The sequence below is a fragment of the Pullulanibacillus pueri genome (genome assembly GCF_014639255.1).
Classification (GTDB): Bacteria; Bacillota; Bacilli; order Bacillales; family Sporolactobacillaceae; genus Pullulanibacillus; species Pullulanibacillus pueri.
Genome location: NZ_BMFV01000018.1, coordinates 42,850 through 66,449, shown reverse-complemented (window position 1 = coordinate 66,449; position 23,600 = coordinate 42,850). Strand labels below are relative to the sequence as shown.

Annotated in this window: 32 protein-coding genes, 1 tRNA gene and 1 pseudogene; 29 read left to right on the top strand and 5 right to left on the bottom strand. The window is 39.7% G+C overall.

All coding sequences use genetic code 11. The annotated features are described in order from the left end of the window. Positions 1-337 precede the first annotated feature (337 nt). The 3 genes from racE to IEV91_RS12305 form a co-directional block, all read right to left on the bottom strand. A complete protein-coding gene (racE, locus tag IEV91_RS12315; protein ID WP_188497706.1) occupies positions 338-1,126 on the bottom strand; it encodes a glutamate racemase in 789 nt (262 codons plus the stop codon). An 83-nt stretch (positions 1,127-1,209) separates the two neighbouring features. Continuing rightward, positions 1,210-1,662: a MarR family winged helix-turn-helix transcriptional regulator gene (locus tag IEV91_RS12310; protein WP_188497705.1), complete on the bottom strand. Its 453-nt coding sequence runs from the start codon at positions 1,660-1,662 to the stop codon at positions 1,210-1,212. Positions 1,663-1,923: 261 nt separating this feature from the next. Beyond that, positions 1,924-2,148, bottom strand: coding sequence for a helix-turn-helix domain-containing protein (locus IEV91_RS12305; RefSeq protein WP_188497704.1), 225 nt, complete (start codon positions 2,146-2,148; stop codon positions 1,924-1,926). A 219-nt stretch (positions 2,149-2,367) separates the two neighbouring features. Between IEV91_RS12305 and IEV91_RS12300 the strand changes: the two genes are divergently transcribed. The 6 genes and pseudogenes from IEV91_RS12300 to IEV91_RS12275 all read left to right on the top strand — a co-directional run bounded on the left by IEV91_RS12300 (position 2,368) and on the right by IEV91_RS12275 (position 6,880). Next, a complete protein-coding gene (locus tag IEV91_RS12300) occupies positions 2,368-3,435 on the top strand; it encodes a GerMN domain-containing protein (protein WP_188497703.1) in 1,068 nt (355 codons plus the stop codon). A 363-nt stretch (positions 3,436-3,798) separates the two neighbouring features. Then, complete coding sequence (rph, locus tag IEV91_RS12295) at positions 3,799-4,551, top strand: ribonuclease PH (protein WP_188497702.1); 753 nt, start codon at positions 3,799-3,801, stop codon at positions 4,549-4,551. Beyond that, positions 4,548-5,153 (top strand): XTP/dITP diphosphatase, encoded by a 606-nt coding sequence (locus IEV91_RS12290; protein WP_188497701.1) that lies wholly within the window; start codon positions 4,548-4,550, stop codon positions 5,151-5,153. The genes rph and IEV91_RS12290 overlap by 4 nt, the downstream gene beginning before the upstream one ends. After that, complete coding sequence (locus IEV91_RS12285) at positions 5,154-5,675, top strand: metallophosphoesterase family protein (RefSeq protein WP_188497700.1); 522 nt, start codon at positions 5,154-5,156, stop codon at positions 5,673-5,675. A gap of 83 nt (positions 5,676-5,758) precedes the next feature. Further along, positions 5,759-5,832, top strand: a tRNA-Gly gene (locus tag IEV91_RS12280). Between the two features lie 635 nt (positions 5,833-6,467). Further along, positions 6,468-6,880, top strand: a pseudogene (locus IEV91_RS12275) (group I intron-associated PD-(D/E)XK endonuclease). A gap of 271 nt (positions 6,881-7,151) precedes the next feature. Here the strand turns inward: IEV91_RS12275 and IEV91_RS12270 are convergent. Then, the gene (locus IEV91_RS12270) at positions 7,152-8,255 is read right to left on the bottom strand and encodes a tyrosine-type recombinase/integrase (RefSeq protein ID WP_188497699.1); all 1,104 of its coding nucleotides are present in this window, start codon (positions 8,253-8,255) and stop codon (positions 7,152-7,154) included. Positions 8,256-8,328: 73 nt separating this feature from the next. After that, complete coding sequence (locus IEV91_RS12265) at positions 8,329-9,027, bottom strand: LexA family protein (protein ID WP_188497698.1); 699 nt, start codon at positions 9,025-9,027, stop codon at positions 8,329-8,331. 214 nt (positions 9,028-9,241) lie between these two features. Here IEV91_RS12265 and IEV91_RS12260 point away from each other — a divergent pair, with 214 nt between their 5' ends. The 23 genes from IEV91_RS12260 to IEV91_RS12150 all read left to right on the top strand — a co-directional run bounded on the left by IEV91_RS12260 (position 9,242) and on the right by IEV91_RS12150 (position 23,147). Further along, a complete protein-coding gene (locus IEV91_RS12260; RefSeq protein ID WP_188497697.1) occupies positions 9,242-9,469 on the top strand; it encodes a helix-turn-helix domain-containing protein in 228 nt (75 codons plus the stop codon). A gap of 59 nt (positions 9,470-9,528) precedes the next feature. After that, positions 9,529-10,269 (top strand): phage antirepressor KilAC domain-containing protein, encoded by a 741-nt coding sequence (locus IEV91_RS12255; protein ID WP_188497696.1) that lies wholly within the window; start codon positions 9,529-9,531, stop codon positions 10,267-10,269. Then, positions 10,256-10,582, top strand: a complete 327-nt coding sequence (locus tag IEV91_RS12250; protein ID WP_188497695.1) for a DUF771 domain-containing protein — start codon at positions 10,256-10,258, stop codon at positions 10,580-10,582. The genes IEV91_RS12255 and IEV91_RS12250 overlap by 14 nt, the downstream gene beginning before the upstream one ends. 2 nt (positions 10,583-10,584) lie before the next feature. Next, a complete protein-coding gene (locus tag IEV91_RS21730; protein WP_229745579.1) occupies positions 10,585-11,067 on the top strand; it encodes a hypothetical protein in 483 nt (160 codons plus the stop codon). A gap of 344 nt (positions 11,068-11,411) precedes the next feature. Then, a complete protein-coding gene (locus IEV91_RS12240; RefSeq protein WP_188497694.1) occupies positions 11,412-11,828 on the top strand; it encodes a class I SAM-dependent methyltransferase in 417 nt (138 codons plus the stop codon). Between the two features lie 45 nt (positions 11,829-11,873). Then, entirely contained in the window at positions 11,874-12,014 is a 141-nt protein-coding gene (locus IEV91_RS12235; protein ID WP_188497693.1) for a hypothetical protein, read from the top strand. A gap of 98 nt (positions 12,015-12,112) precedes the next feature. Beyond that, on the top strand, positions 12,113-12,505 hold the full coding sequence (locus IEV91_RS12230; protein ID WP_188497692.1) for a hypothetical protein: 393 nt from the start codon (positions 12,113-12,115) through the stop codon (positions 12,503-12,505). Beyond that, entirely contained in the window at positions 12,483-12,797 is a 315-nt protein-coding gene (locus IEV91_RS12225; RefSeq protein WP_188497691.1) for a BC1872 family protein, read from the top strand. The genes IEV91_RS12230 and IEV91_RS12225 overlap by 23 nt, the downstream gene beginning before the upstream one ends. Next, positions 12,794-13,063: a hypothetical protein gene (locus IEV91_RS12220; RefSeq protein ID WP_188497690.1), complete on the top strand. Its 270-nt coding sequence runs from the start codon at positions 12,794-12,796 to the stop codon at positions 13,061-13,063. Before IEV91_RS12225 ends, IEV91_RS12220 begins: the two co-directional genes overlap by 4 nt. A 122-nt stretch (positions 13,064-13,185) precedes the next feature. Next, positions 13,186-14,496, top strand: a complete 1,311-nt coding sequence (locus IEV91_RS12215) for an AAA family ATPase (protein WP_188497689.1) — start codon at positions 13,186-13,188, stop codon at positions 14,494-14,496. 3 nt (positions 14,497-14,499) lie between these two features. Beyond that, on the top strand, positions 14,500-15,585 hold the full coding sequence (locus IEV91_RS12210) for an ATP-binding protein (RefSeq protein WP_188497688.1): 1,086 nt from the start codon (positions 14,500-14,502) through the stop codon (positions 15,583-15,585). 20 nt (positions 15,586-15,605) lie between these two features. Continuing rightward, positions 15,606-16,151 carry a hypothetical protein gene (locus IEV91_RS12205; protein ID WP_188497687.1) on the top strand — a complete coding sequence of 182 codons (546 nt, stop codon included), beginning with the start codon at positions 15,606-15,608 and terminating at the stop codon, positions 16,149-16,151. A gap of 9 nt (positions 16,152-16,160) precedes the next feature. After that, complete coding sequence (locus tag IEV91_RS12200) at positions 16,161-17,738, top strand: DEAD/DEAH box helicase (RefSeq protein WP_188497686.1); 1,578 nt, start codon at positions 16,161-16,163, stop codon at positions 17,736-17,738. A 3-nt stretch (positions 17,739-17,741) separates the two neighbouring features. Further along, a complete protein-coding gene (locus IEV91_RS12195) occupies positions 17,742-18,038 on the top strand; it encodes a nucleotide modification associated domain-containing protein (RefSeq protein ID WP_188497685.1) in 297 nt (98 codons plus the stop codon). Positions 18,039-18,070: 32 nt separating this feature from the next. Next, positions 18,071-18,448: a hypothetical protein gene (locus IEV91_RS12190; protein ID WP_188497684.1), complete on the top strand. Its 378-nt coding sequence runs from the start codon at positions 18,071-18,073 to the stop codon at positions 18,446-18,448. Positions 18,449-18,495: 47 nt separating this feature from the next. Further along, positions 18,496-18,747 carry a hypothetical protein gene (locus tag IEV91_RS12185; RefSeq protein WP_188497683.1) on the top strand — a complete coding sequence of 84 codons (252 nt, stop codon included), beginning with the start codon at positions 18,496-18,498 and terminating at the stop codon, positions 18,745-18,747. A 6-nt stretch (positions 18,748-18,753) separates the two neighbouring features. Beyond that, positions 18,754-19,053: a hypothetical protein gene (locus IEV91_RS12180; protein ID WP_188497682.1), complete on the top strand. Its 300-nt coding sequence runs from the start codon at positions 18,754-18,756 to the stop codon at positions 19,051-19,053. Next, positions 19,050-19,238, top strand: a complete 189-nt coding sequence (locus IEV91_RS12175) for a hypothetical protein (protein ID WP_188497681.1) — start codon at positions 19,050-19,052, stop codon at positions 19,236-19,238. Before IEV91_RS12180 ends, IEV91_RS12175 begins: the two co-directional genes overlap by 4 nt. Positions 19,239-19,249: 11 nt before the next feature. After that, positions 19,250-21,472 (top strand): AAA family ATPase, encoded by a 2,223-nt coding sequence (locus IEV91_RS12170; protein WP_188497680.1) that lies wholly within the window; start codon positions 19,250-19,252, stop codon positions 21,470-21,472. 312 nt (positions 21,473-21,784) lie between these two features. Next, positions 21,785-22,093, top strand: coding sequence for a MazG-like family protein (locus IEV91_RS12165; RefSeq protein ID WP_188497679.1), 309 nt, complete (start codon positions 21,785-21,787; stop codon positions 22,091-22,093). After that, positions 22,086-22,481, top strand: coding sequence for a RusA family crossover junction endodeoxyribonuclease (locus IEV91_RS12160; protein WP_229745578.1), 396 nt, complete (start codon positions 22,086-22,088; stop codon positions 22,479-22,481). The genes IEV91_RS12165 and IEV91_RS12160 overlap by 8 nt, the downstream gene beginning before the upstream one ends. Next, the gene (locus IEV91_RS12155) at positions 22,481-22,696 is read left to right on the top strand and encodes a hypothetical protein (protein WP_188497678.1); all 216 of its coding nucleotides are present in this window, start codon (positions 22,481-22,483) and stop codon (positions 22,694-22,696) included. Before IEV91_RS12160 ends, IEV91_RS12155 begins: the two co-directional genes overlap by 1 nt. A gap of 13 nt (positions 22,697-22,709) precedes the next feature. Further along, complete coding sequence (locus IEV91_RS12150; protein WP_188497677.1) at positions 22,710-23,147, top strand: DUF722 domain-containing protein; 438 nt, start codon at positions 22,710-22,712, stop codon at positions 23,145-23,147. The last annotated feature ends 453 nt before the right edge of the window (positions 23,148-23,600 follow it).

Below are 23,600 nucleotides of genomic sequence, written 5' to 3'. Positions count from 1 at the left end.
TTTCGGGGACCCCGATTACCACCCCAAAAAGTAAAGAACACTTTTCGGGGACCCCGATGGTGCGTCGAACACCGATCCTACCCACATCAATAAATCGTAAGAACACGATTTTTCTGCGAGGACTAATCTCTTAGTCGCTTTCCTTAGTCCTGTGGGCATGAGGAAAGCGGGCGACCTGGAGCGGAACTCCCCACTATTAACCCCTATAACTCTTCTCATGTTACGTCGCATTCTATAGCAATCGTGCTTTTATGATTTATGGGGCTTGATATTTTTGATCGAGAGTTTTAATGGGCACAAATAAAAAAGCCTCTCTTATTAGAGAAGCTTTTTATCCTTATAATGAAATTCGGTTAACGGATGATCGGAGTTGTAACCATTGGTTGACTAAATTTCGCAGGACATGTTGTCCGCCTGTGGAATAAAATTGATGATTCGGAGTCGTGCTCGTTGCAGCGATATTATTATGTGAAATAATGGTACTCATTTCACGAGCAGTTTCTTTAGCTGAATCAATTAAATGAATGTCGTCTCCCATCACTTCTTGTATGAGAGTTTTTAATAATGGATAATGTGTACATCCAAGAATAAGCGTATCGATATCTGTTTCTTTTAGTGGCTTAAGACTCTCAGCAATAATGTCCTTAGCTTCTTGGCTATGGAGTGTGCCAGCCTCTACAAGTGGAACAAATAGCGGGCATGCTAAGGAAGTGACTTGAATCTGTGGATGGATTTCTTGCAAGGCATGTTCATAGGCCTTGCTTTTTATCGTCCCAACAGTACCAATGACACCTACATTATAATTGCGAGTTACTTGTAATGCTGAACGGGCTCCTGGATTAATAACACCGACAACAGGAATGGGAAGGGTGTCTCTAATTTCCTCAAAAGCCACAGCAGTAGCTGTATTACAAGCAATGACAAGCATTTTAATATCTTGTTTGAGCAAGTGGCGAACCATTTGCCAGGTTAACTCTCTCACTTCTTCAGTAGGGCGCGGTCCATAGGGACATCGTGCTGTATCTCCTAAATAGAGGATGGATTCATTAGGACGTTGCCTGATGATCTCTTTTGCAACTGTTAAGCCGCCAACTCCTGAATCAATCACTCCGATTGGTTTATTCAAAACATCGCCTCATTTGTTTCACACTAGTTGAAATATATTTTATGGATTTAGCTTTAAGAAAAGCCAAATGGTCTATTTTGTTATTAAAAGTCTTTTCTTATTTCTGTATAAAGTTTATTAAGCCCATCTTGAAATTGGGCAATTTCTTCTTCGGTAAAATCAGCAAATTTGGTATTTAAGTATTCTTGACGTTTTCGGATAACCGCCTTTATAGACTCTTCACCTTTTGGCAATAAATAAATGCGAACTAATCGTTTATCATTTTCATCTCTTACACGCTTCACAAATTCCCTTTCTTCAATGCGATCGACGAGATCGGTTGTAGTACTAAAAGGAAAATACATAAAAGAGGAAAGTTCTCCAATAGTAATCCCATTTTTTTCGGAAATCCATTGTAATGCAATAAATTGTGGGGGCGACAGGTTATATTCTTTTAACATTTGTCTTCCAGTTTCTTTTATCACGGATGAAATTAATCTTAATTGTTTTTCCATTTTGCCCGTCATTTCATAGCTTAAGATTCCTGCCTCTGCCATTATTGTTCCTCCCGAAAGGGTAAATTCTCACTATTCCATAGCAAGGTGCCTCATCCCTCTATATCCATTGATTTTATATTGTCTGGTAAGCACTCTTTTCCTATTTTAACATAACTCATAGAGGGGGAGGAGGAATTTTGACTTGGTCCATTATTATAATAGTCTTTAAAAAATTTCATCATTTATGTAGTGAAGAGCTTCTTTTTTGTGGGCAATTAAAAAGAATGAACCCGGCCTTCCGAGAAAGAAAGCCGGTCTTCATTATAATTCTAATTCGCCAATGCGCAATAGTTCGACAACAGCTTGGGAACGTCCCTTGACTCCCAATTTTTGCATGGTGTTGGAAATATGATTTCGAACTGTCTTTTCGCTTATAAAGAGTTCTTGTGCGATATCTCTAGTCGTTTTATCCTGGACGAGCAGTTCAAAAACTTCTCTTTCCCGTTTAGTGAGTAATGGCTTAGGACGATGATAATTCTCTGTCAACAATTCCCCCTCCTTGCTCGAGCAAAGAGCTACGAGGAAGGTATTTAGTCAAGATATCATATGTATTTTGAGACCGACGTGTTACATTCGATGGCGCTGATATTTTAAATAATTTGCAGAGATTTTGACTTGATGTTGTAAAATACTTTTCATTTTTTGGTCTAAATTGGACAAAAGCTCGTATACATATTAGTACAAACCATCAGAGGAGGAAGAACTATGCGTATCCCCGGCAAAAAATCTATTCTAACTATGTGTGTGCTCTTTCCACTCGTGCTTTCCGGATGCGGTTATGATAAAGCATCACCATCGAATACAGATCAAGTGTCAGATCAATCGAGCATAGTGAAGGACACGGACCAGAAAGATCAAAAAGACAACGGAAAAAAACAGGATGAAAAAACAGCAGGTGTTGAGAGACAGCTCTATCTTGTTGATGAAAATGGGCATGTAACGCCGCAAACTTTTGAATTACCAAAATCCCAGTCAGTTGCAAAACAAGCGTTAGAATATCTTGTAGAAGATGGTCCTGTTTCTGAAATCTTACCCGATGGCTTCAAGGCTGTAATTCCAGCTGGAACAACATTTTCTGTGAATCTAAAAGACGGAACACTAACAGCTGACTTCTCAAAAGAGTTCACAAAGTACAAAAAAGATGATGAACAGAAAATCATGCAGTCCATTACTTGGACGCTCACACAATTTGATAATATTGACCGTGTCAAACTTAGTGTGAATGGCAAGCCTCTTCAGGAAATGCCTGTTGCTAAAACACCATTACCAGAGCAAGGGTTAACACGTGCAGATGGCATTAATGTTGATAACAGCAGTCACATGGCGGATATTAGAACAACCGATACAGTGGTTGTCTATTATCTTGCACAAACTGACAATGGCGACACATACTATGTTCCGGTCACTAAACGTTACAGTGATTCAGAGGATAAGCTAACAGCAACAGTAGAGGCTTTAAAAGAGAGTCCCATTGGTGATGCTTCATTAAGTTCACCTTTTAATGATGATCTGGATTTAGTCAGTAAGCCATCAGTGAATGATAAAGGTGTTGCGACCTTAGATTTTAATGAAGACTTATATTCAAGTATTAGTAAAAAAACAGTGAGTGATGAAGCTCTGAATTGTCTCGCGCTTACCTTCACTAATGAAGAAGGTATCAATAAGGTGGCTGTCCAAGTGAAAGGCGACACAACGCCAGTAACTGAATCCGGAAAATCACTTGCAAAGCCAGTGAGTGCGCCGGATGTTAATGTTAACAAGACAGGTGTTTAAGGCATTTAAATGGAAAATATGGTATAGTGTATGGAGGTAGCAACCTGCTACCTCTTTTTCATAACGTCAGACATTATAACTTAGAGGAAGACCTTATAAGGGCAACTTAGGCTTTTGCCATTCAGGCTTAGCGACAACATTAATGGTAAAGGTGTTTGCCCTGAACATTGGGCAATGTTTAGCAAAGCGTTGAAGCGCAAGTCAAGTTTTCTGAAATTCAAGAGAGAACTTAAAGATCAGTATTTGACGAGAGTGAAGATTGACCGTCTTCTTGAGGTTGAAGAGGGATTGCAAACATGCTTTTAAGATTATAGTATTAACATAATAAGGAAAATAAATGGGACAAATTTTAGGAGGATTTGCATGAGACATGATGGACGCAATAATAACGAATTAAGACCAGTACATATTGAACCTAATTTTACCATTCATCCTGAAGGCTCTGTTTTAATTACAGTCGGACAGACAAAGGTAATCTGCAACGCCTCCATTGAAGATAGAGTACCTCCCTTTATGCGTGGACAAGGAAAAGGCTGGATTACGGCTGAATATGCCATGCTTCCTCGAGCGACACAGCAGCGTAATATTCGAGAATCAAGCAAAGGAAAAGTGTCAGGTAGAACAATGGAAATTCAGCGATTAATTGGCCGAGCGTTGCGCTCAGTTGTAGATCTTGATGCCATTGGTGAAAAAACGGTGTGGATTGACTGTGATGTGATTCAGGCTGATGGCGGAACACGAACCGCCTCCATTACAGGAGCTTTTGTCGCCACTGTTCTTGCTTTTAAGAAAGCTATTGAAAAAGGATCAATAAGCAAGATGCCTGTTAAGACCTTTTTAGCGGCAACTTCAGTTGGCCTACATCATAAGCATGGTGCGATTTTAGATTTGTGCTATGAAGAAGATTCAACGGCAGAAGTTGATATGAACATCGTTATGACTGGGGAAGGTAAGTTCGTTGAAATTCAGGGTACGGGAGAGGAAGCCACTTTTTCTGAAGAGGAGCTGGCGGAATTGTTAGCCCTTGGAAAAAAAGGCATAGAAGAACTCATCGACTATCAAAAGAAAATTGTCGGCGCCTTTACACTACCTGATAGTAGGAGCCATTCAAAATGAAAAAAATTGTCATTGCCTCAAAAAACAAGGGGAAGATCAAGGAATTCGAGACACTTTTTCAAACCTTTGATGTGGAGATTTTATCTTTGCTTGATTTTCCTGAAGCTGTCGATGTTGAAGAGACCGGGACGACTTTCGAAGCTAACGCCAGATTAAAAGCAGAGGAGATCGCACGGGTATACCAGTGTGTTGCTATTGCTGACGATTCTGGACTTGTTGTGGATGCGCTTGACGGGAGACCTGGGGTTTATTCGGCGCGCTTTGCTGGTGGACAAAAAAATGATAAAGAAAATATAAAGAAGGTTTTGCAGGAGCTTGAAGGTGTACCGGCTGAACAGCGAACGGCACATTTCACTTGCGTTTTAGCCATTAGTTGTCCACAACGGCCCACGCGCTTTGTTTCAGGGGAATGTCAAGGCATAATTACTGAAAAGCCTTCTGGATCAAGTGGGTTCGGTTATGATCCTATTTTTTATGTCCCAGAATATAAGAAGACGTTTGCAGAAATTTCCGCTGAAGAGAAAAATGAGATAAGTCACCGTGCACAGGCAATGAAAAAACTGAAGGATATATGGCCAGAAATTGAAAAGGAGTTTTTTTAAGTGAAGCTTCTTGTTGTGAGTGACAGTCATGGACTCGAAAACGAATTGCAAATCATTTCGGAAAGACATCCTGAGGCAGAAATGCTCATCCATTGTGGAGATTCTGAACTGGAAATGACACACCTAGCCATGACGGGCTATCAAGGTGTTGCGGGAAATTGCGATTGGCCAGGGGCAGGGTATCCTAATGACCGTATAATCGATCTCGAAGATGGAGCCATGAAAGTCTTTGTGACTCATGGTCATCTTTATAATGTCAAAATGACAGAGATGAATCTGATCTATAAGGCAGAAGAAGTAGGGGCAAATCTGGTCTGTTTTGGGCATACACATTATGCTGGATCTGAGCAGACGAATGGAATGATAGTGCTCAATCCTGGAAGTATTCGCATGCCAAGAGGACGCAAGGAACCCACTTATGCTCTTTTGGATTGGGACAGGTCCAAAAGACAGTTAAGCTTAGAGTTTTATACCCCCAAGGGTGAGAAGGTTTCAGCGTTGGGGGCTGTCTATCAATTATAATCTATTTTTATTGATAAATAAAAAAGAGAGTATTGACAAACTCTCTTTTTTATATTATATTTATTATCGTCGCTAATACATATGCGGGTGTAGTTTAGTGGTAAAATGAGAGCTTCCCAAGCTCTAGTCGAGGGTTCGATTCCCTTCACCCGCTCCAACAGTGATTCAAAAAATGCTTTACACATACATAAGAAATGTGTATAATAATTTTTGTTGTGCTGAATAACACAAACAATATGTCACGTCCCAGTAGCTCAGCACGTCCGAATAAGCAGCGGAGGAACATCTTCAGCGCACTGGCCGATCAACATCGGAGAGGGGCAAGAAGAGGCTAGAGCGGGATAAAGCACACATAACTTAATTTTAATACGTCCCAGTAGCTCAGCACGTCCGAATAAGCAGCGGAGGAACATCTTCAGCGCACTAGCCGATCAACATCGGAGAGGGGCAGGAAGAGGCTAGAGCGGGATAAAGCACACATAACTTAATTTTAAATACGTCCCAGTAGCTCAGCACGTCCGAATAAGCAGCGTAGGAACATCTTCAGCGCACTGGCCGATCAACATCGGAGAGGGGCAAGAAGAGGCTAGAGCGGGATAAAGCACACATAACTTAATTTTAATACGTCCCAGTAGCTCAGCAGGATAGAGCAACGGCCTTCAACAATAGGAGCCTCTACGAGGAAACAAAAACTTGTAGAGTGGACGACACTATATCGGTGAAGCCTTAACAGTTCAAGCTGATGGTAATACCGAGGAAACTTACGATCTTCCATTTGGAGTGAGATTACATTTGAATCATCATACCAAAAGTAGGGGAGATTTAGGGGTCTTAAAGGCTCAAGTTGATTTTTATCAAAAAAGGGATACATGATACTTTATTCTCAAACAAAGCATGCACCTTTTGATTTAGTGATATATAAAGATCCATGTTTTTAAAAGAGTGTAAGTTAAGTATCGTGGTTTGGATTCTAAAGGGCTTCTAGAAATTAGATTTCACTCTTCTTATTCTAACAGTCGTCAAATAGTAACACGACCTGTAGATAAAAATGAGATTGATATCTATTGTGTTTATTGCCCTGATACGAATGTTATTATTTTAATCCATCTTTTTATGATAAGTCGATTAACTTGAGGGTAGAAATCCCGAAGAATAATCAAGTGGAAAATGTAAAAATGGCACATGATTATCGTGAGGTTCCGTAGAGACTACACGTGTCGCACCTGAAATGGTGAAGATATAGTCCAGACCACAAACAGCAAGTTTGTTGGTGACGAAAGTCATAGTGGTAAGCTAAGCCGTCGGTCGGGGGTTCGAATCCCTCCTGGGACGCCATAACTTAAAAATTAAATAAGATATAAGATTATAAAACGTTCATAAATGTTGTTAAATCAATGTTTGTGGCGTTTTTTCTTTATTATGAGAATCCGATAGAAAACGATATAAAATGAATTTTTTTTACACATCTTTTACACATTACATCGCTTCAAATATATTAGTCGTTAGTGCTTCATCCTGTTTTCGCATTTCTTTAATAATATGTGCATAGTTTCTAATTGTTGTTTCAGTATTAGCATGACCAAGACGCTCCGCTACATAATAAATCGATACTTGTCTATATAATAAAATGCTTGCATGGGTATGACGTAAACCATGTACACTTATAGGTGATATTTTTAAACTTTCAAGTGTTGATTTTAATACTTTGTTTGCGACTCCATTACTTATTACCTTATATTTTGATTGTGGACTATAAAAGACTAACTTAAGAATATTCTCTGGCGTTTCATCAAACCATTTATTAAATATTTTCATGGTTTTTTTATCAACCTTTATCGTCCTTACTGATTGTTCATTTTTTGTGGGCCCAAACCCTTCAGGCATTTTCTTTGTATACCCCCAGGTCTTTGTTATCGAGAGGCTATTGGTGACAAAGTTAAAATCTTTTCGTTGTAGTCCCACAAGTTCGGCAAATCGGCATCCTGTGGTCAGAGCGAGCAATAATAAGTAATAAGTCGGACTTCTATCCAAACGATTGTACAGTTCTTTTAAAAGCTTCTGACTCTCATCGTAATGCAAATGTTTTTCTTCTGGTCGTTTAGATTCTTTATTTCCGGTAAGGACTGCGCCACGTGTAAAATCCACACGGATGATACCTTCGTCAATTGCATTTCTCACACATGCTCTAATGTGTGTATTTAATTTTTTAGTGGAATCCTTTGCGTGGTCTTGTGCGTAGAGATTCAGAAACTCTTGATATGAGCGTTTATTGATCTCTTGAATAGGTTTATCACCAAAATAGTTCTGAACCGTCTTGAGCGTGTTCTTGTAGCGTTCTAAGGTATTTTTTGCGATGTTCGTTTTAAAAATATTAAGCCATGATTCAAAATAAGCATCAAAGGGTTCTAATTTAAGGTGAGGAACAACACCTTTTCTTAACTCTGCTTCGATTTCACCAGCGGCGGCAGCAGCTTCTTTTTTCGTCCTGAATCCACCTTTTCGGATAGGTTTAGACTTACCTGCCACAGTTCTGCTGATTGTGTACTGCCATGTTTTACCTCGCTTTTGAAAACTAGCCATAAAATAATCCTCCTTATCTATAAGAAAAAAGCGGGTGATCAGCCCGCTTGATTAAATTCCTAGCGCTAAAAATTTAATACACTTTGACAGCTTGTACAACTTTACCGATTATTTTTACGTTGTCCTTAGTAAGATCGAATATTTGGGGCTGATAATTGGGATCATTACTAGCAGGAACCAAGTTCATAATGTTGTTATTTATATAAATCTTTTTTACAGTCGCTTCATCGTTGATTAGGGCAACTCCAATTTGGCCATTTTCAATTTGGTTAGTCTTTTCAACTAGCACATAAGAGCCTTCTTGGAACTCTAGATTCATGCTGTTGCCTTTAACGATTAAGTAAAAATACTGTTTATACCTATCAATTGTCGAAGAGAGAACAGGCATATATCCCTCAATATTTTCTTCGGCTAATACCGGTGTCCCTGCTGCTATTGTACCCACGATAGGAATATTTGTGATGTTAGAAAAGTCTTTGTTTACTGTTTCGTAAAATACGGGTGATTCCGCAACAGCATCATCATTTTGAGGTCTAAAACTTGGATCTATATCGCCCTTAGAGACTTTTAAAACATCGGCCATTTTTTGAATGTTACCTGGATTGGCTAATGTGTTTCTCCTTATGTAATCAGAAATCGTACTCTTCGGTATCTTTGATTCCTCGCTTAATCTAACCTGAGTAAATCCTTTTTCCTTCATGATGCGGATCAAGTTTTGTGATATTTCTTTTTTAAGATTTTCTTCCATTTTATTAATCTCTTCTCTTGTCATGTTTTCACCTCCCTTTTTAATACCCTAATAAGATTATATCCGATATTTTACGGAAAATAAAGTAGTTTTATAGAAAAATGTCGATATTTTTCGGATTGAATTATAGGAAGGTTTGTTTTATGTATAAATGTAATTAAAAATCCGATAAAAATCGGTTGACTTTCCGAAAAATATCGGATAAGATAGAGACAACCTAATAACGGAGGTGAAATACATGATGCAAATTACGCTTCGGGCAGCTCGTGTAAATAGCGGATATACCTTGAAAGAAGCGGCAGAGAAGTTTGGCATTAGCCCAGACACACTATCCAAGTATGAGAAAGATTCAACCAATGTCCCTCGTACATTCTTCATTAAGATCGAAAAGGTATACAATGTGTCGGTGGAAAATATTTTTTTTGGTCAACAATCCGATTTTTTTCGGATTTTAAATTCGGCATAAAGGAGGGCAGCTTTAAAAATGACCAGACATCATTATAAATAAATGAAAGGAGAATTAATTTGAACGAACTAATTCCAACAATCAAAGATAAAGATCGGATTTTGGTTGGTGGCCGAGATCTCCATGAGTTTTTGGAAGTGAGAACTCCATATACTCAATGGTTTGAAAGAATGTCAGAGTATGGATTCTCCGAAAATGTTGATTTCATAGGTTTATCACAAAAAAGTGAAAAACCTAGCGGTGGTAGACCTATACAAGATCACCATTTAACCATTGAAATGGCAAAAGAGATCGCCATGCTCCAACGCAACGAAAAGGGTAAAGAAGCAAGACTCTACTTCCTTGAACTCGAACGAAGATGGAACAGTCCTGAGATGGTTATGAAAAGAGCGATGGATTATTTGAACGCTCGGGTTGAGAAATTACAGACCAGTAATTTACTACTTAAACAGCAAGTCAATGAATTACAACCAAAAGCTTCTTATTATGATTTAGTTTTACAAAATAAATCTTTATTATCTGTTTCTAAGATTGCTAAGGATTTTGGAATGAGCGCCAGGAGCCTTAATAAAAAATTACATGATCTCGGGGTCCAATTTAAACAGGGTGATATATGGCTGTTGTATGCCAAATATCAAGATAGAGGATATACGCAGACAACTACACATGTAATTGATTCTGAGAAGTCTCGAATTAGCACTAAATGGACACAAAAAGGCAGACTTTTCATCTATGAACTGCTAAAACAGCAAGACATACTTCCTCTTATAGAAAGAGACGACACCAATGCAACAGCTTAATGTCAACTTAACCATCCCGATACCTGCTGATTCGGTATTGATCTCAAAAGTTGAACTTAAAGAACTTAAACGTCAAGAATTGGCAGGTGTTTATTGGAATATGAAAGACCTTGAAAGTCGTGTTGGGCGAAAACAGGAATGGATAAAGGAAAACATTCTTTACCCATCCAGGTTTCGAAAAATCCTTGATTCAGACAACGGTGGTTTTGTTTTCTACCCGAGAAGCAAAGGTCAAACGTGGTCCTTCCAGGCAACCAAGATGTCTGAGTTCCTCGAAGAAAACTTTAGTTTAATTTTCAAAGGAGGCAGTTAAAAATGTTAGATAACTTTTTCAAAGTCGCAGCTGATCGTCTAGATGATTACTTAACAGGTCGCTTATTCGTGGAAGAGGGCCAAGTGTTTCTAGGTACTGATGGAGAGGACATTGCTCTTGATGAATCCTATTCAATCGATATCCAAGTGGAAGACGATAAGGGTACTCGCTACGTGCCGGTTACTTACAAAGATGTTCTCGAAAGGAAAACAGATGCAGGGTGGCACTTATTTGCTGGACTGGATGCCAGGGTTAAACGGGTGTCGGATATGACCGTTGGGGAGATGTTAGGTTATACCAATCGGTTTAAAAACATCATCGCGTCTAAGGCATCAGAACGTGTGAAAACCATTCGACTAGCTGCCATGATGACCGATTTAGAATTTGCTTATGACATCCCGATGATCAACAAGGAATCCTTTGCAAAAGCAAATCCACATGTCATGCGGCTGTATCGTACAGTGTCTGAAGCTAGGGTGTTTTGATAATGAAAAACGGTTTTGATCTCGAAAGAGAGGTTAAAACGATAATGCTCTTAATAATAGGAATCGCTATTTGTTGTATTGCTTTAGGGGGATTGATTGGGTATCTCATTTGGAGTTATTGAAAGGAGGTGAAATGAATGGAAAGATGTACTCATGAAAACTGTGAAACGGTTGACATACAAGGGACTGATGAAAGAATCACCATATGTCACGATTGTGGAGATGAAATTTAATAATTCAGTTTGGGCGATATTGCGACCAGAGCCTGTTGAAGAATAGAGACATATTGCGAAATAAGGAGGGAAGGCAAGGAACGAATTTTAGATGCTTGTTGTGGTAGCAAAATGTTTTGGTTTGACAAGGAAAATGAAGATGTCCTGTACATGGACAATCGACAATTAGAAACAACTTTATGCGATGGTAGGACATTGAATGTAAATCCTGATGTGATTGCGGATTTTAGAAATATGCCATTTGAAGACGATTCCTTTTATCTTGTGGTGTTTGACCCTCCACATCTGTTAAAAGCAGGCGATGATTCGTGGTTGGCCAAAAAGTATAGAAAGTTAAACGAAAGTTGGTCAACTGATATTAAACGAGGTTTTGGCGAATGCATGAGAGTTTTAAAACCAAACGGAACGCTTGTTTTTAAGTGGAATGAAGATCAAGTAAAGACAAGTGAGGTTATTAAAGCAATTGGGCAAAAGCCTTTGTTTGGAAATAGAAGATCGAAAACACATTGGATGGTTTTCATGAAATAAGTTATGTCGCATTCCGTAAAAATTTTACGTTAGGAGGTGCAAAAGGTGTCAGTTCAAGAGTATGGATTAGGTGATATTGCAGAATGTCCACTTTGCGGTAAAGAGTTTGAAATGAACAACTTAGATGATGAAGATATTAATGATTTTGATTTGTACTTTGAACACATTTCAACGTGTGAAGGTTAAGTTTTCCGTAAATTAAGCGCCATATGAGCGCTACTCTTTTTAACCTTTATCATGACATATTGCTTAACTTACCATTCTATGAAAGGTGGTGAATACATATGACGACTGCGGCAGAAAAATTTAATAAAGATTGGTTTAAACGTCGCGCAGAGTGCTCAATGGATTGTCTTGATAGAGCAAACAGATACAGAGCGATGGGCAATCACGTAATGGCAGACTGGTTCATGCATGAGTGGGAAAGGTGTCAAAAGGAAGTAAGCCAAGCCATTGAATTGATTGAACTCGAAAGGGAAGAAAGGCTCTTGTTGAACTCAATATGGATGTTATGGAATCGTCCAATTGATATTTCCTTAAACACAAAAGTATTGGCTAAGTATTTTGCAAATGCTTGTAAATCCTTTGAAGAAGTGAAGCAGAGTCAAAGAGATTTGATTGTCTTATTGAACTTAGTTTGTGAGGAGGGATTGGATGAAGCCAGGAGCAGAACTTGATGCACTCATTGCTGAGAAGATTTTAGGCTACAAAGTGCATGACGGTAGGAAGGTTAGAGGTACCTTATCAAGCGGCATACCACCATACAGCCGTGATATTGAGTGGGCTTGGCAAGTGGTTAAAGAATTATCACCAGAATATAAAATCCAATCGAACAAGGGTTTAGAAATTTGTTTTTCAGCTGCATTTATGAAAAATGGCAGAGGAAAATTAGCATATTCAGAATCAGCACCTATGGCAATATGCATAGCAGCACTTAAGGCTGGTTATGAGATGGAGGGATTAGGTTGATTTCAAAAAAGATAATGGTCAATGGAACAGAGTATCAGTTGAAAATTAATGAAAGAGAATCAAGTGTTGGAGTGTACTTCGCGGCAGAACTTAGAAATTTTATTGTTGATATTCACGCGACTAACATTTTTACATCCGAGCGCAACCTAAGAGATAACTTACAAAATTGGATAATCGCCGTGGATGCTAGTCACCGAAGTAACAGTAAATTTTTTGATGACTTGGAAGAGTGGGATGGTGTGATTGAGTATGACTCAGTTGAATGATCACTCAGACATTATACCCCGTAAACAACAAAAAGCCCGTGCGGCAACACGGACTCAACACTAAACACAAATTTAGCTTCATTGTAGCTTATGGGCTGCAGTAAAGCAAGAGGAGGAAGCAAATGATTAAGATTAATAAGCTTGAAATCGAAAATGTAAAACGGGTCAAAGCCGTAAAAATCGAGCCTACAGCTTCCGGTTTAACCATCGTAGGCGGCAAGAATAAGCAAGGTAAGTCCAGTGTGTTAGACGCCATAGCCTGGGCATTAGGCGGTAACAAGTATCGACCAAGCCAGGCCGAACGTGAAGGTTCAGTTGTACCACCTTACCTTCATATCGTTCTCTCTAATGGATTAGTCGTAGAACGTAAGGGTAAAAACAGCGATTTAAAAGTTATAGATCCTAATGGTCAAAAGGCTGGTCAACAGTTATTGGATAGTTTTGTAGAAGAACTTGCTATTGATCTACCTAAGTTTATGAACTCTACCAGCAAAGAAAAGGCTAATATCCTTTTAAAGATCATCGGAGTGGGTGATAAGCTTCATGAACTTCAGCAAAAGGAACAGGAGTTGTATAACCAACGTCGTACAATAGGTCAAATCGCTGATCAAAAGACTAAGTTTGCAAAGGAACAACCCTATTATCCTGATGCACCCAAGGAGCCTATTTCTGCTTCTGATTTGATTAGACAACAGCAAGAGATACTCGCTAAGAATGGAGAGAATCAAAGGAAACGTCAGCAGTTAGCAAGTATTCAAGCTCAATATGCGTCAAAAGGGCAAGAGATTGAACGTTTAAGACAACAGCTCCAGCAAGCGGAATCAGAATACGCGGAGTTAGGAAGAGACTTAGATATCGCTCAAAAAGATACCTTAGATCTCGTGGATGAATCCACTGAGGAACTTGAGCGTAACATTCAACAAATTGAAGAGATTAATAGAAAAGTAAGAGCCAATCTCGATAAAGACAAAGCCGAAACAGACGCTAATGACTATCGAGCACAATACGATCAATTAACGGTTTCAATTGAAGATGTTCGTAAGGAAAAAACAGCTCTTCTAAACAATGCTGACTTACCATTACCTGGTCTATCCGTTGAAGATGGGGATTTGGTCTATAACGGCCAAAAATGGGACAACATGAGCGGTGCAGAACAACTTCAAGTATCTACAGCTATCGTTCGCAAATTAAAGCCAAATTGTGGGTTTATCCTCTTGGACAAGCTTGAACAGATGGATATGGACACTCTTAAAGAATTTGGGAAATGGCTTGAACAAGAAGGGCTACAAGCTATTGCAACGCGAGTAAGTACAGGTGAAGAGTGTTCTATCATCATTGAGGATGGATATGTTGCCGGGCAAGAAAGCTTACCAGCCCAAACACCAGAGCAACCTGTAGCCCAGACAAAAACATGGAAAGCGGGGGAATTTTAAACCATGAATATAACGAAAGGTAAGGTGGCTAAAGCACAAAAGGTTGTGTTGTATGGCCCAGAGGGGATTGGGAAATCGTCCTTTGCGGCACAGTTTCCGGATCCTGTCTTTATAGATACAGAAGGTAGTACGAGTAACATGGATGTGGCACGGATGGACAAGCCTACTAGCTGGACATTCTTGGAACAGCAGATCGAGTATGTGAAGCAGAATCGCCCTTGCAAAACAATTGTCATTGACACGATTGATTGGGCCGAACGGTTATGTATTGAGAACTTGTGCAACACTCATGACAAAAAAAGCATTGAGGATTTTGGGTATGGTTCGGGATACATCAAATTAGAAGAAGATATTGGACGTTTCCTTAACAAGTTACAAGATGTTGTAGATTTAGGTATTAATGTTGTTTTAGCAGCACATGCTCAGATACGAAAGTTTGAACAACCAGATGAAATGGGCGCTTATGACCGTTGGGAATTGAAACTTGGTAAAAAAACAACTTCGCGTACTGCACCGTTAGTGAAGGAATGGGCGGATATTGTACTGTTCATGAATTATAAAACTTATAGTGTTGCAGCGGATGACAAAGGAAAAAAACACAAAGCACAAGGTGGTGTTCGCACTATTTATACAACACATCACCCGGCATGGGATGCAAAAAACAGACACAATCTTCCTGATGAAATACCAATGGATTATGCACAGATTGCTCATATTTTTAATACGCAAGCGACAGATCAAGTAACTGAAACTTGGACATCAAGACAAGATCAACCTATAAGCAATACTGATGTGTTGGAACAAACACCGGTACAGGCTACACAACAACCTGTAACCGAAGTGCCACCGATTAATCCAGAACCGACGCAACAATTAGACCTAGCAATCCCTCAATCACTAAGGGATTTAATGATACAAAATAATGTATCACCTGAAGAGATTCAAGTTGTTGTTAGTCAAAAAGGCTACTATCCACAAGATACGCCGATCACGAATTATGACCCAAGCTTTATCGAGGGTGTACTAGTGGGTGCATGGCAGCAAGTCTTTGGGATGATTCAAGAGTTTAGAAAGAACTTACCATTTTAGTATACTAGGAGGAATTTTTGATGAGTCAAGAAATCGAACGCGAGTTGGGTTGGGATGATGAGATAGAGAAGGATGGTGGCGATTTTATATTGTTGCCTGAGGGTGATTATATGTTCACTGTCAGCAAATTTGAACGTGGCCGATTTGCCGGGAGCGCCAAAATGCCTCCATGTAACCAAGCAAAACTAGAATTGACTGTTCACTCACCTGAACATGGAGACGTTGTTATATTTCACAACTTGCTTCTCCATACGAAGACAGAAGGTTTACTATCTAACTTCTTCACAGGTATCGGCCAAAAGAAGAAAGGCGAAAAGTTGCGTATGAATTGGAACGCCGTTATCGGTGCAAAAGGGAAATTGCAACTAGAAGTCAATAAATTCATTGGAAGAGACGGAGAAGAACGAACAAATAACCAAGTTAAGAAGTTCTATCCATTTGATGAAGCTTTTCCACAAGGGATAGCCCAAGGCTATCAACAGCCAGTGCAACAACCGACACAGCAACAAGCGCCTTTCCCCACTGGAAATCAGCAACAGGGTGGATTCACGCCAGGTCAATTCTAGGAGGTAACTATGAAACTTAGAGACTATCAACAAGAAGCGAGAGAATCAATCCAACGTGAGTGGGAAAAAGGTATTAAAAAAACGTTACTTGTCCTACCCACTGGATGTGGAAAAACAATCGTATTTTCAAAAGTCATTGAAGACAGAGTGAAAAAGGGCGAGCGTGTTCTCGTCCTTGCCCATAGGGGCGAATTGCTAGAACAAGCAGCTGACAAATTAGAAAAGTCTACAGGTTTAAAATGTGCAACAGAAAAAGCAGAAGAGACTTCAATCGGTAGTTGGTACCGAGTAGTAGTAGGTAGTGTTCAGACATTAATGCGTGATAAGCGATTAAAAAAGTTTAGTAAAGACTTCTTTGACACCATCATCATCGATGAAGCGCATCATTGTATATCTGATAGCTATCAACGTGTGTTAAATTACTTCGATGCAAATGTGTTAGGTGTCACAGCTACTCCTGACAGAGGGGATATGAAGAACCTCGGCTCATACTTTGAAAGCTTGGCTTTCGAGTACACCCTACCAAAGGCGATAAAGTCAGGATACCTTAGTCCGATTAAAGCATTGACCATACCCCTTCAACTTGATTTATCCGGAGTTGGTCAACAAGCCGGAGATTTTAAAACCAGTGATTTAGGTTCTGCCCTTGATCCGTACTTAGAATCGATTGCTGATGAAATGTGGAAGAATGCAAAGGATAGAAAGATTGTTGTGTTTCTCCCGTTGGTTAAAACAAGTCAAAAGTTTACAGAGATACTGAATAAAAAAGGATTTAGAGCAGCAGAGGTCAACGGAGAGTCACAAGACCGCGCTGAGATTTTGGAAGATTTCGATAAAGGTAAGTATAACGTTCTATGTAACTCTATGCTTTTAACAGAAGGATGGGATTGTCCATCTGTGGATTGTGTAGTTGTGTTGAGACCTACGAAAGTAAGAAGTCTATACAGCCAGATGGTTGGGCGCGGTACCCGACTGTATCCTGGTAAAACTGAATTATTGTTGCTTGACTTCCTTTGGCATACAGACAGACACGAACTCTGTCATCCAGCCCATTTGATTGCTGAAAATGAAGAAGTAGCCAAAGCTATGACCAAGCAGATTGAAGAAGCTGGTGTACCACTTGATTTAGAAGCTGTTGAACAAACTGCGGCAGAAGACGTTGTCGCTCAAAGAGAAGAAGCATTAGCTAAACAATTAGCAGAAATGAAGCGTCGTAAACGGAAGCTCGTCGATCCGTTGCAGTTTGAAATGAGTATCCAAGCTGAAGACTTATCAAGTTACGTTCCTTCATTCGGTTGGGAAATGGGTCCACCTAGTGAGAAACAAGTCAAAACCTTAGAAAAACTTGGTATCCTTCCTGATGAGATCGACAATGCTGGAAAAGCTACTAAACTATTAGAACGATTAGACAGGCGTAGAGAGCAAGGTTTAACTACTCCTAAGCAGATTAGATTCTTAGAACAGCGCGGATTTGAGCATGTTGGAAAATGGTCGTTTGATAACGCTAAAAAGCTGATTGACCGAATTGCGGCTAACGGTTGGAAGATACCAGCAGGGATTAATCCAAAGGAATATAAAGGGGAATAAAAAATGGCAAATGACAAATTTGAAATAGCAGTTCGATCTATATGCCATGAGATTGCAGATACCATTATTGCGAAAAATCATGATTACGGTAATTCTTTTTCAAAGTTATATCAAGAGTTCGGTGATCTATCGGTGGCTATTCGTTTATCTGACAAAGTTGAACGGTTTAAGTCTCTCCTTAATAAACCACAGAAGGTTAAGGATGAAAGTAAGATAGATACGCTTAGAGATATCGCTGGGTATGTGGTTTTAAGATTAGTAGAAGAATCAGTCCATCGGACCAATTATCGGTCCAAGTAGAGAGAAATTCTGAAATAAAGGAGTGAATTTAAATGGCAACACGATTGACAATTCAAGGTGATGTCAACAAGGAATTGGCGCAAAGCAAGTTCGACAATCTACCTGGATGGAGAAGAAAATACGTCATGAATCGCAATAATTCTCTCGCATCCGTAAAGCGGTGCTATGTGTATTTGAACGGTAATACAAAAGGGTACGGTAGTTTTGAAATGAAACTCAAACAAAAATACCCCGATTCTGAACAAAGATTAGGGGACAACAACAAAATGATACAGTGGTTTTTCGATACGGAACATTTGTGGGATGAATTTATGAATGTACCAAGAATGAAAAAGGTTATAACTGCTATGAGAATTGATTCTTATGAAGAACTGGACGCACGTGCTTACAGTTTATTAATGGAGGAGTAAAGATACTTGAATTAAGGCTTTTGTAATTCAAAGGAGGGAAACGAACTATGGAAGGTTTGAAACTGATTGAAACTACAGTTGAGTATCTGTATGAAACAAAAGATTTACGAGAAAAACACATTAAATTGATGGAGCAAGAAGGATGGAAGGATATTAGTGGTGCGGGTAGAAGGGTGAAAGATGGGAGAAGCAGGGTTCTTGCGAAAGAGGAAGATTATGAGTGGTATGGATGCTTCATTAAAAGCAGTAAATATGCTGACACGTTTAACCACATTATCAGAGATTTTGAAAGAGGGTGATTTCTGATGGAATCACCCATCAATTCCACTCTCAAAGTTGGATACCCGGGTAAAGAAAATGATCAATTTAATGTTGATGAATCTGATGTTGACTGGCTCATACAAACAGTTGATCAAGCAAAAGCCAGGGCGGATAAAAATAAGCAGGACCTTGAGGATATGGATAGACAACTCTTCAAAGAGCAGAAAGAAAACCAACGGCTGCGGAAGGCTTTAGAAGACATAGTATCAAAAAGGAAAGATTATTTTGGTGAATCGGAACTGATTATAATTGCAGAGGCAGCCCTAGAAGGCGATGCTACATGAAAAATCATGACATAATGTTAAAAATCTCAAAGGCATTGAATAACTGTGACAGTTGTGAAAAGCGTCGTTATAATGGCTCACGTAATCCTGATACAGTTTGCGGAGGTTGTGCGAACTATAAGGAACTAAGAAGTCTAGCGATACAGTTAGAACATGGAAAAGGCAATCGTCGTAGGAGAAAGTAGGTTGATGGGGTATGGAAAATAAACTAGATTTAAAAGCTCTATTAGACTATATCGACCCTGCTTTCCTCGATTACCAGGAATGGTTAAACGTTGGAATGGCACTAAGGTATGAAGGTTATACAGCAAGCGATTGGGAAGAGTGGAGCAAACGGGATGGTCAAAGGTATCATCCCGGAGAATGCTTCAAAAAGTGGACTACCTTTGAAGGTAGTGGCATTACAGGTGCAACCATTACCCAGATGGCAAAAGATAACGGTTGGGAGCCTCACCGTTCCAGTGAAGATGAACGTGAACTAAGTTGGGATGATGAGATATCAGGAAACGATGATTATGTTGTTATCGATAAAAACTGGATTGAGGGTATGGAAATTTCAGAGCCTACTATTTGGAATCCAGTTAAAGAGTTAACTACTTATTTAGAGACGTTGTTCGAAGCTTCAGAGAATGTAGGGTATGTGGTATCCACCTGGCAGAACGATGAAGGCAAACATCTTCCCACGAAAGGAAACTGGGACAGAACAGCTGGGGAACTTATTCAAGCCTTAAATGAATCGGATGGAGATATCGGCGCTGTACTTGGTGATTATAACCCAGAAGCAGGTGCTTGGATCCGTTTTAACCCATTGGATGGAAAAGGCGTCAAAAATGAAAACGTCACTGAATATAGATATGCACTAGTCGAATCAGACACGATGGACTTGGAGAAACAGAACGCCATCATGCGTGAACTTGAATTACCAATTGCTGCTTTAGTTTACAGCGGCAAAAAGAGCATACATGCCATCGTAAAGATCGATGCTGCTAACTATGATGAGTACCGTAAGCGCGTAGATTACCTATATAACGTTTGTAAAAAGAACGGCCTAAACATAGATAACCAAAATAGAAATCCCTCTCGTCTTTCTCGTATGCCTGGTGTCGAACGGAATGGCAAAAAACAGTTTATCATCGATACCAATATCGGTAAGGCAAACTGGGAAGAGTGGGAGAACTGGATCGAAGATGTGAACGACGATCTACCGGACCCCGAAAGTCTTACGGACTTTTGGGAGCATATGCCCGAGCTCGCGCCACCACTAATTGAAGGAGTACTCAGACAAGGGCATAAGATGTTAATGGCTGGACCTTCTAAGGCTGGTAAGTCATTTGCTTTAATCGAACTATCCATAGCCATAGCCGAAGGTGCTAAGTGGATAGGCTGGCAGTGTACCCAAGGTAAAGTGCTGTACGTCAACTTAGAGCTAGATAGAGCTAGTGCCTTACATCGTTTTAAAGATGTATATCATGCGCTAGGTTTACAGCCGAACAACATTGACAACATCGACATTTGGAACTTGCGTGGTAAGTCTGTCCCCATGGACAAACTTGCACCAAAGTTGATTAGAAGAGCTCAGAAAAAGAATTATATCGCAGTCATCATTGACCCTATCTACAAGGTCCTTACTGGTGATGAGAATAGTGCAGACCAAATGGCTCACTTTACGAATCAGTTTGATAAGATTGCCACAGAGTTGGGTTCAAGCGTTATATACTGCCATCACCATTCCAAAGGTACTCAAGGGAATAAAAAATCAATGGATAGAGCCAGTGGATCAGGCGTATTTGCTCGTGATCCTGACGCTCTTATCGACTTGGTAGAGTTAGAGATTACTGACGAGTTAAGAAAGCAACAGGAAGGCGCAGTGATGGCTGAAATGTACTCTAAGGCAATCCAACAAGCGAACTTTGATTACTTCGATGAGCACGTCGGCTTAGATGACCAACAGAGCGTAACACAGATGAATACACATGCTAAACGTGTCCTTAATCCGGAAAGGTTACAACAAGTAGAATTAGAGATTACCAAAGCTGTAGAAAGCATCCGTGTTCGATCTGCATGGCGTGTAGAAGGCACGTTGCGTGAATATCCTAAGTTTTCGCCCGTTAATATGTGGTTCCAGTATCCTGTCCATAAAGTGGATGATACAGGCTTCTTGAAAGATATAGAACCAGAAGGTGAACAACCTCCATGGAAAAAGAATTTTAACAAGAAGAAAAGTCCACAGGAGAAGAAGAAAGAACAGAACGAATCATTAGAAATAGCCTATGAATCTTGCACAATAGATGGAACAGTAACCCTTGAAGCCTTATCAGAATTTATGGGTGTAACTCCAAAAACTGTTAGAAACAGGATAAAAAATCACGGTGGTTTTTGGATAACGAACGGTGAAGTCGGAAGGAAACCTGATAAGTAAGGAAAGGGAAAAAGTCGAATGTTTTCCCTTTCCCTACGTAGGGAAATTCTCGGTATTTTTCCTTTCCCTCATTAGGGAAAAAGTCGAATGTTTTCCCGATTTCACTACCGAGGGAAAAACTCGATAATTTTCGAGAATTTCCGAGGGAAGGAAAAACCCTATACTACGTATAGGTAAATTTCCCTTTCCCTCAAGGTCAAGGGGGTAAGTAGTCGTGCGATAGCTTACGCACGACGACATACTTCCCCTATCCTTGACGAAAGCAAAATTTCTCAACAAAAAATAAAAAGTTAATTTTTGGAAGGTGAAATCATGTTGGATGAAATGACTCAAGCGATTAAACATTGGGCTGAAGAACGAGGATTAAATAATGCCAATTCAGATAAGCAGATGATGAAATTGATGGAAGAGGCAGGAGAGTTATCGGCTGCATTAGTTCGAAAAGATGAATGGAAAACGGCTGATGCGATCGGTGATATTTACGTTGTCATTACTATTCTTGCCATGCAGTTAGGATTGAGTATTGAAAGTTGCATTGATGCAGCTTACCAAGAAATTAAATATCGGCAAGGTGAAATGATTGATGGTGTATTCGTGAAGGAGGCTGATCTACGTGATTGAATTCTTCATGCCAATGAAAAAGGTCCCGACAACGACTCACCAACAGAAACAGGTATCTGTCATAAATGGTAAGCCAATATTCTACGAACCTGAGGATTTAAAGGCGGCTCGTGCAAAGTTGATGGCATACCTTGGTCAGCATGTCCCAGAAAAGAAATATACAGGGCCTATTCGACTGATGGTTAAATGGTGCTTTCCGGTTACAGGGAACTATAAAGACGGCCAATATAAGCACACGCGACCAGATACAGATAACTTGCAAAAACTTTTAAAGGATTGCATGACAGCTTGTGGGTACTGGAAAGACGATGCCTTAGTAGTCTCAGAGATTGTGGAAAAGTTTTGGGCGAAGATGCCAGGGATCTATATTCGAATCGAGGCGATTTGATGGACTATCGCGTATTTTACGGAGAGGTAGCCGATTGGATCTACGAAAGCAATCAACAAGCCATAAAGCATGGGATTAACAGTAGCGAGTTCTGGGTATGGGTGGCTCAAACGACTGGTGAGCTCTGTGAAAAGTACGGTAATAATGACTTGGTTGAAAAGCAAATGGAAATGTTAGTTGATTGGTTAGGGGATGTATTAAAAAGCCAAAAATGAATGAGGTGAGTTAATGACCGCAGTAATGAAACTAAAGCCAGCAACATTTAAACATATTGAAGCGGAACTATACGGTTACCATGAAACAAAAAAAGAAATCCAGCGCCGCCGAGAAGAAATTATGAATCCTTTTGATGAGAACCCAGAACAGATTAATGTCGTCAAAGGGCCAAATTCGGTTAGAGAGCCAGGGAGACCCACTGAACGGATGGCAACACGTTTGATGTCGGATATTAAACTTAGGAATTTAGAGGAAATTGTTTCGGCTATCGATAGCACTTATAATCAAGTTTCTTCTGGACACCGCAAGGTTATAGAAAAAGGATATTGGGATCGTCAGGGTAGAACTTGGGCAGAGGTGGCAGACTTTTGCCATGTTCACAGAAATACACTTAGGAAATACCGCCATGAAATAGTAACGTTAATCGCCGTAAAAATAGGTTGGCAATAGAATCGTGTGCAAAACTTGTGCAAATGGCCTACAAAAATGTGATATCATGATAGCGTGGAATAATTAGGTAAGTGATAAAGCACCTATCAGCGGCGAAAAGAGTAGGAGTAATCCTCCGAAGTAGAGTAGTCGACGGTGCTTTTTTACCATGAAGAAATATACGTGATGGGCGGTGGGTGTCACGAGAAAAATATTTATTTTTATATGCTTTGTTATTGAAACTCTAATAAAAGAAAAGAGCATTCCATATTTTCCAAGTGTTCTAGCTTTAGTGGACGCACATATTAGATACGGTTCATCAAGAGAAAATATCCACCATTCATGCGGGCACGACAGAATGAAAAGAATAACAGGAAATTCAGCACAACGGGCTGATAAAGTAAAAGGCTTTATTGAAATGAAATGTCCAGATTGCCAGATTAAAAGCGGGTATTAACTGAGTCACTCACGTGA

Excerpts from the sequence above, each read along its gene's own strand:
- IEV91_RS12205 (WP_188497687.1), top strand. The coding sequence starts at position 15,606 with ATGAGTCAAGAAATCGAACGCGAGTTGGGTTGGGATGATGAGATAGAG.
- IEV91_RS12265 (WP_188497698.1), bottom strand. The coding sequence starts at position 9,027 with ATGACAAGAGAAGAGATTAATAAAATGGAAGAAAATCTTAAAAAAGAA.
- rph (WP_188497702.1), top strand. The coding sequence starts at position 3,799 with ATGAGACATGATGGACGCAATAATAACGAATTAAGACCAGTACATATT.
- IEV91_RS12230 (WP_188497692.1), top strand. The coding sequence starts at position 12,113 with ATGACGACTGCGGCAGAAAAATTTAATAAAGATTGGTTTAAACGTCGC.
- IEV91_RS12250 (WP_188497695.1), top strand. The coding sequence starts at position 10,256 with ATGCAACAGCTTAATGTCAACTTAACCATCCCGATACCTGCTGATTCG.
- IEV91_RS12225 (WP_188497691.1), top strand. The coding sequence starts at position 12,483 with ATGAAGCCAGGAGCAGAACTTGATGCACTCATTGCTGAGAAGATTTTA.
- IEV91_RS12310 (WP_188497705.1), bottom strand. The coding sequence starts at position 1,662 with ATGGCAGAGGCAGGAATCTTAAGCTATGAAATGACGGGCAAAATGGAA.
- IEV91_RS12290 (WP_188497701.1), top strand. The coding sequence starts at position 4,548 with ATGAAAAAAATTGTCATTGCCTCAAAAAACAAGGGGAAGATCAAGGAA.
- IEV91_RS12200 (WP_188497686.1), top strand. The coding sequence starts at position 16,161 with ATGAAACTTAGAGACTATCAACAAGAAGCGAGAGAATCAATCCAACGT.
- IEV91_RS21730 (WP_229745579.1), top strand. The coding sequence starts at position 10,585 with ATGTTAGATAACTTTTTCAAAGTCGCAGCTGATCGTCTAGATGATTAC.
- IEV91_RS12240 (WP_188497694.1), top strand. The coding sequence starts at position 11,412 with ATGTTTTGGTTTGACAAGGAAAATGAAGATGTCCTGTACATGGACAAT.
- IEV91_RS12155 (WP_188497678.1), top strand. The coding sequence starts at position 22,481 with ATGGACTATCGCGTATTTTACGGAGAGGTAGCCGATTGGATCTACGAA.
- IEV91_RS12150 (WP_188497677.1), top strand. The coding sequence starts at position 22,710 with ATGACCGCAGTAATGAAACTAAAGCCAGCAACATTTAAACATATTGAA.
- IEV91_RS12300 (WP_188497703.1), top strand. The coding sequence starts at position 2,368 with ATGCGTATCCCCGGCAAAAAATCTATTCTAACTATGTGTGTGCTCTTT.
- IEV91_RS12260 (WP_188497697.1), top strand. The coding sequence starts at position 9,242 with ATGATGCAAATTACGCTTCGGGCAGCTCGTGTAAATAGCGGATATACC.
- IEV91_RS12170 (WP_188497680.1), top strand. The coding sequence starts at position 19,250 with ATGGAAAATAAACTAGATTTAAAAGCTCTATTAGACTATATCGACCCT.
- IEV91_RS12270 (WP_188497699.1), bottom strand. The coding sequence starts at position 8,255 with ATGGCTAGTTTTCAAAAGCGAGGTAAAACATGGCAGTACACAATCAGC.
- IEV91_RS12195 (WP_188497685.1), top strand. The coding sequence starts at position 17,742 with ATGGCAAATGACAAATTTGAAATAGCAGTTCGATCTATATGCCATGAG.
- IEV91_RS12175 (WP_188497681.1), top strand. The coding sequence starts at position 19,050 with ATGAAAAATCATGACATAATGTTAAAAATCTCAAAGGCATTGAATAAC.
- IEV91_RS12165 (WP_188497679.1), top strand. The coding sequence starts at position 21,785 with ATGTTGGATGAAATGACTCAAGCGATTAAACATTGGGCTGAAGAACGA.
- IEV91_RS12180 (WP_188497682.1), top strand. The coding sequence starts at position 18,754 with ATGGAATCACCCATCAATTCCACTCTCAAAGTTGGATACCCGGGTAAA.
- IEV91_RS12210 (WP_188497688.1), top strand. The coding sequence starts at position 14,500 with ATGAATATAACGAAAGGTAAGGTGGCTAAAGCACAAAAGGTTGTGTTG.
- IEV91_RS12185 (WP_188497683.1), top strand. The coding sequence starts at position 18,496 with ATGGAAGGTTTGAAACTGATTGAAACTACAGTTGAGTATCTGTATGAA.
- IEV91_RS12215 (WP_188497689.1), top strand. The coding sequence starts at position 13,186 with ATGATTAAGATTAATAAGCTTGAAATCGAAAATGTAAAACGGGTCAAA.
- IEV91_RS12190 (WP_188497684.1), top strand. The coding sequence starts at position 18,071 with ATGGCAACACGATTGACAATTCAAGGTGATGTCAACAAGGAATTGGCG.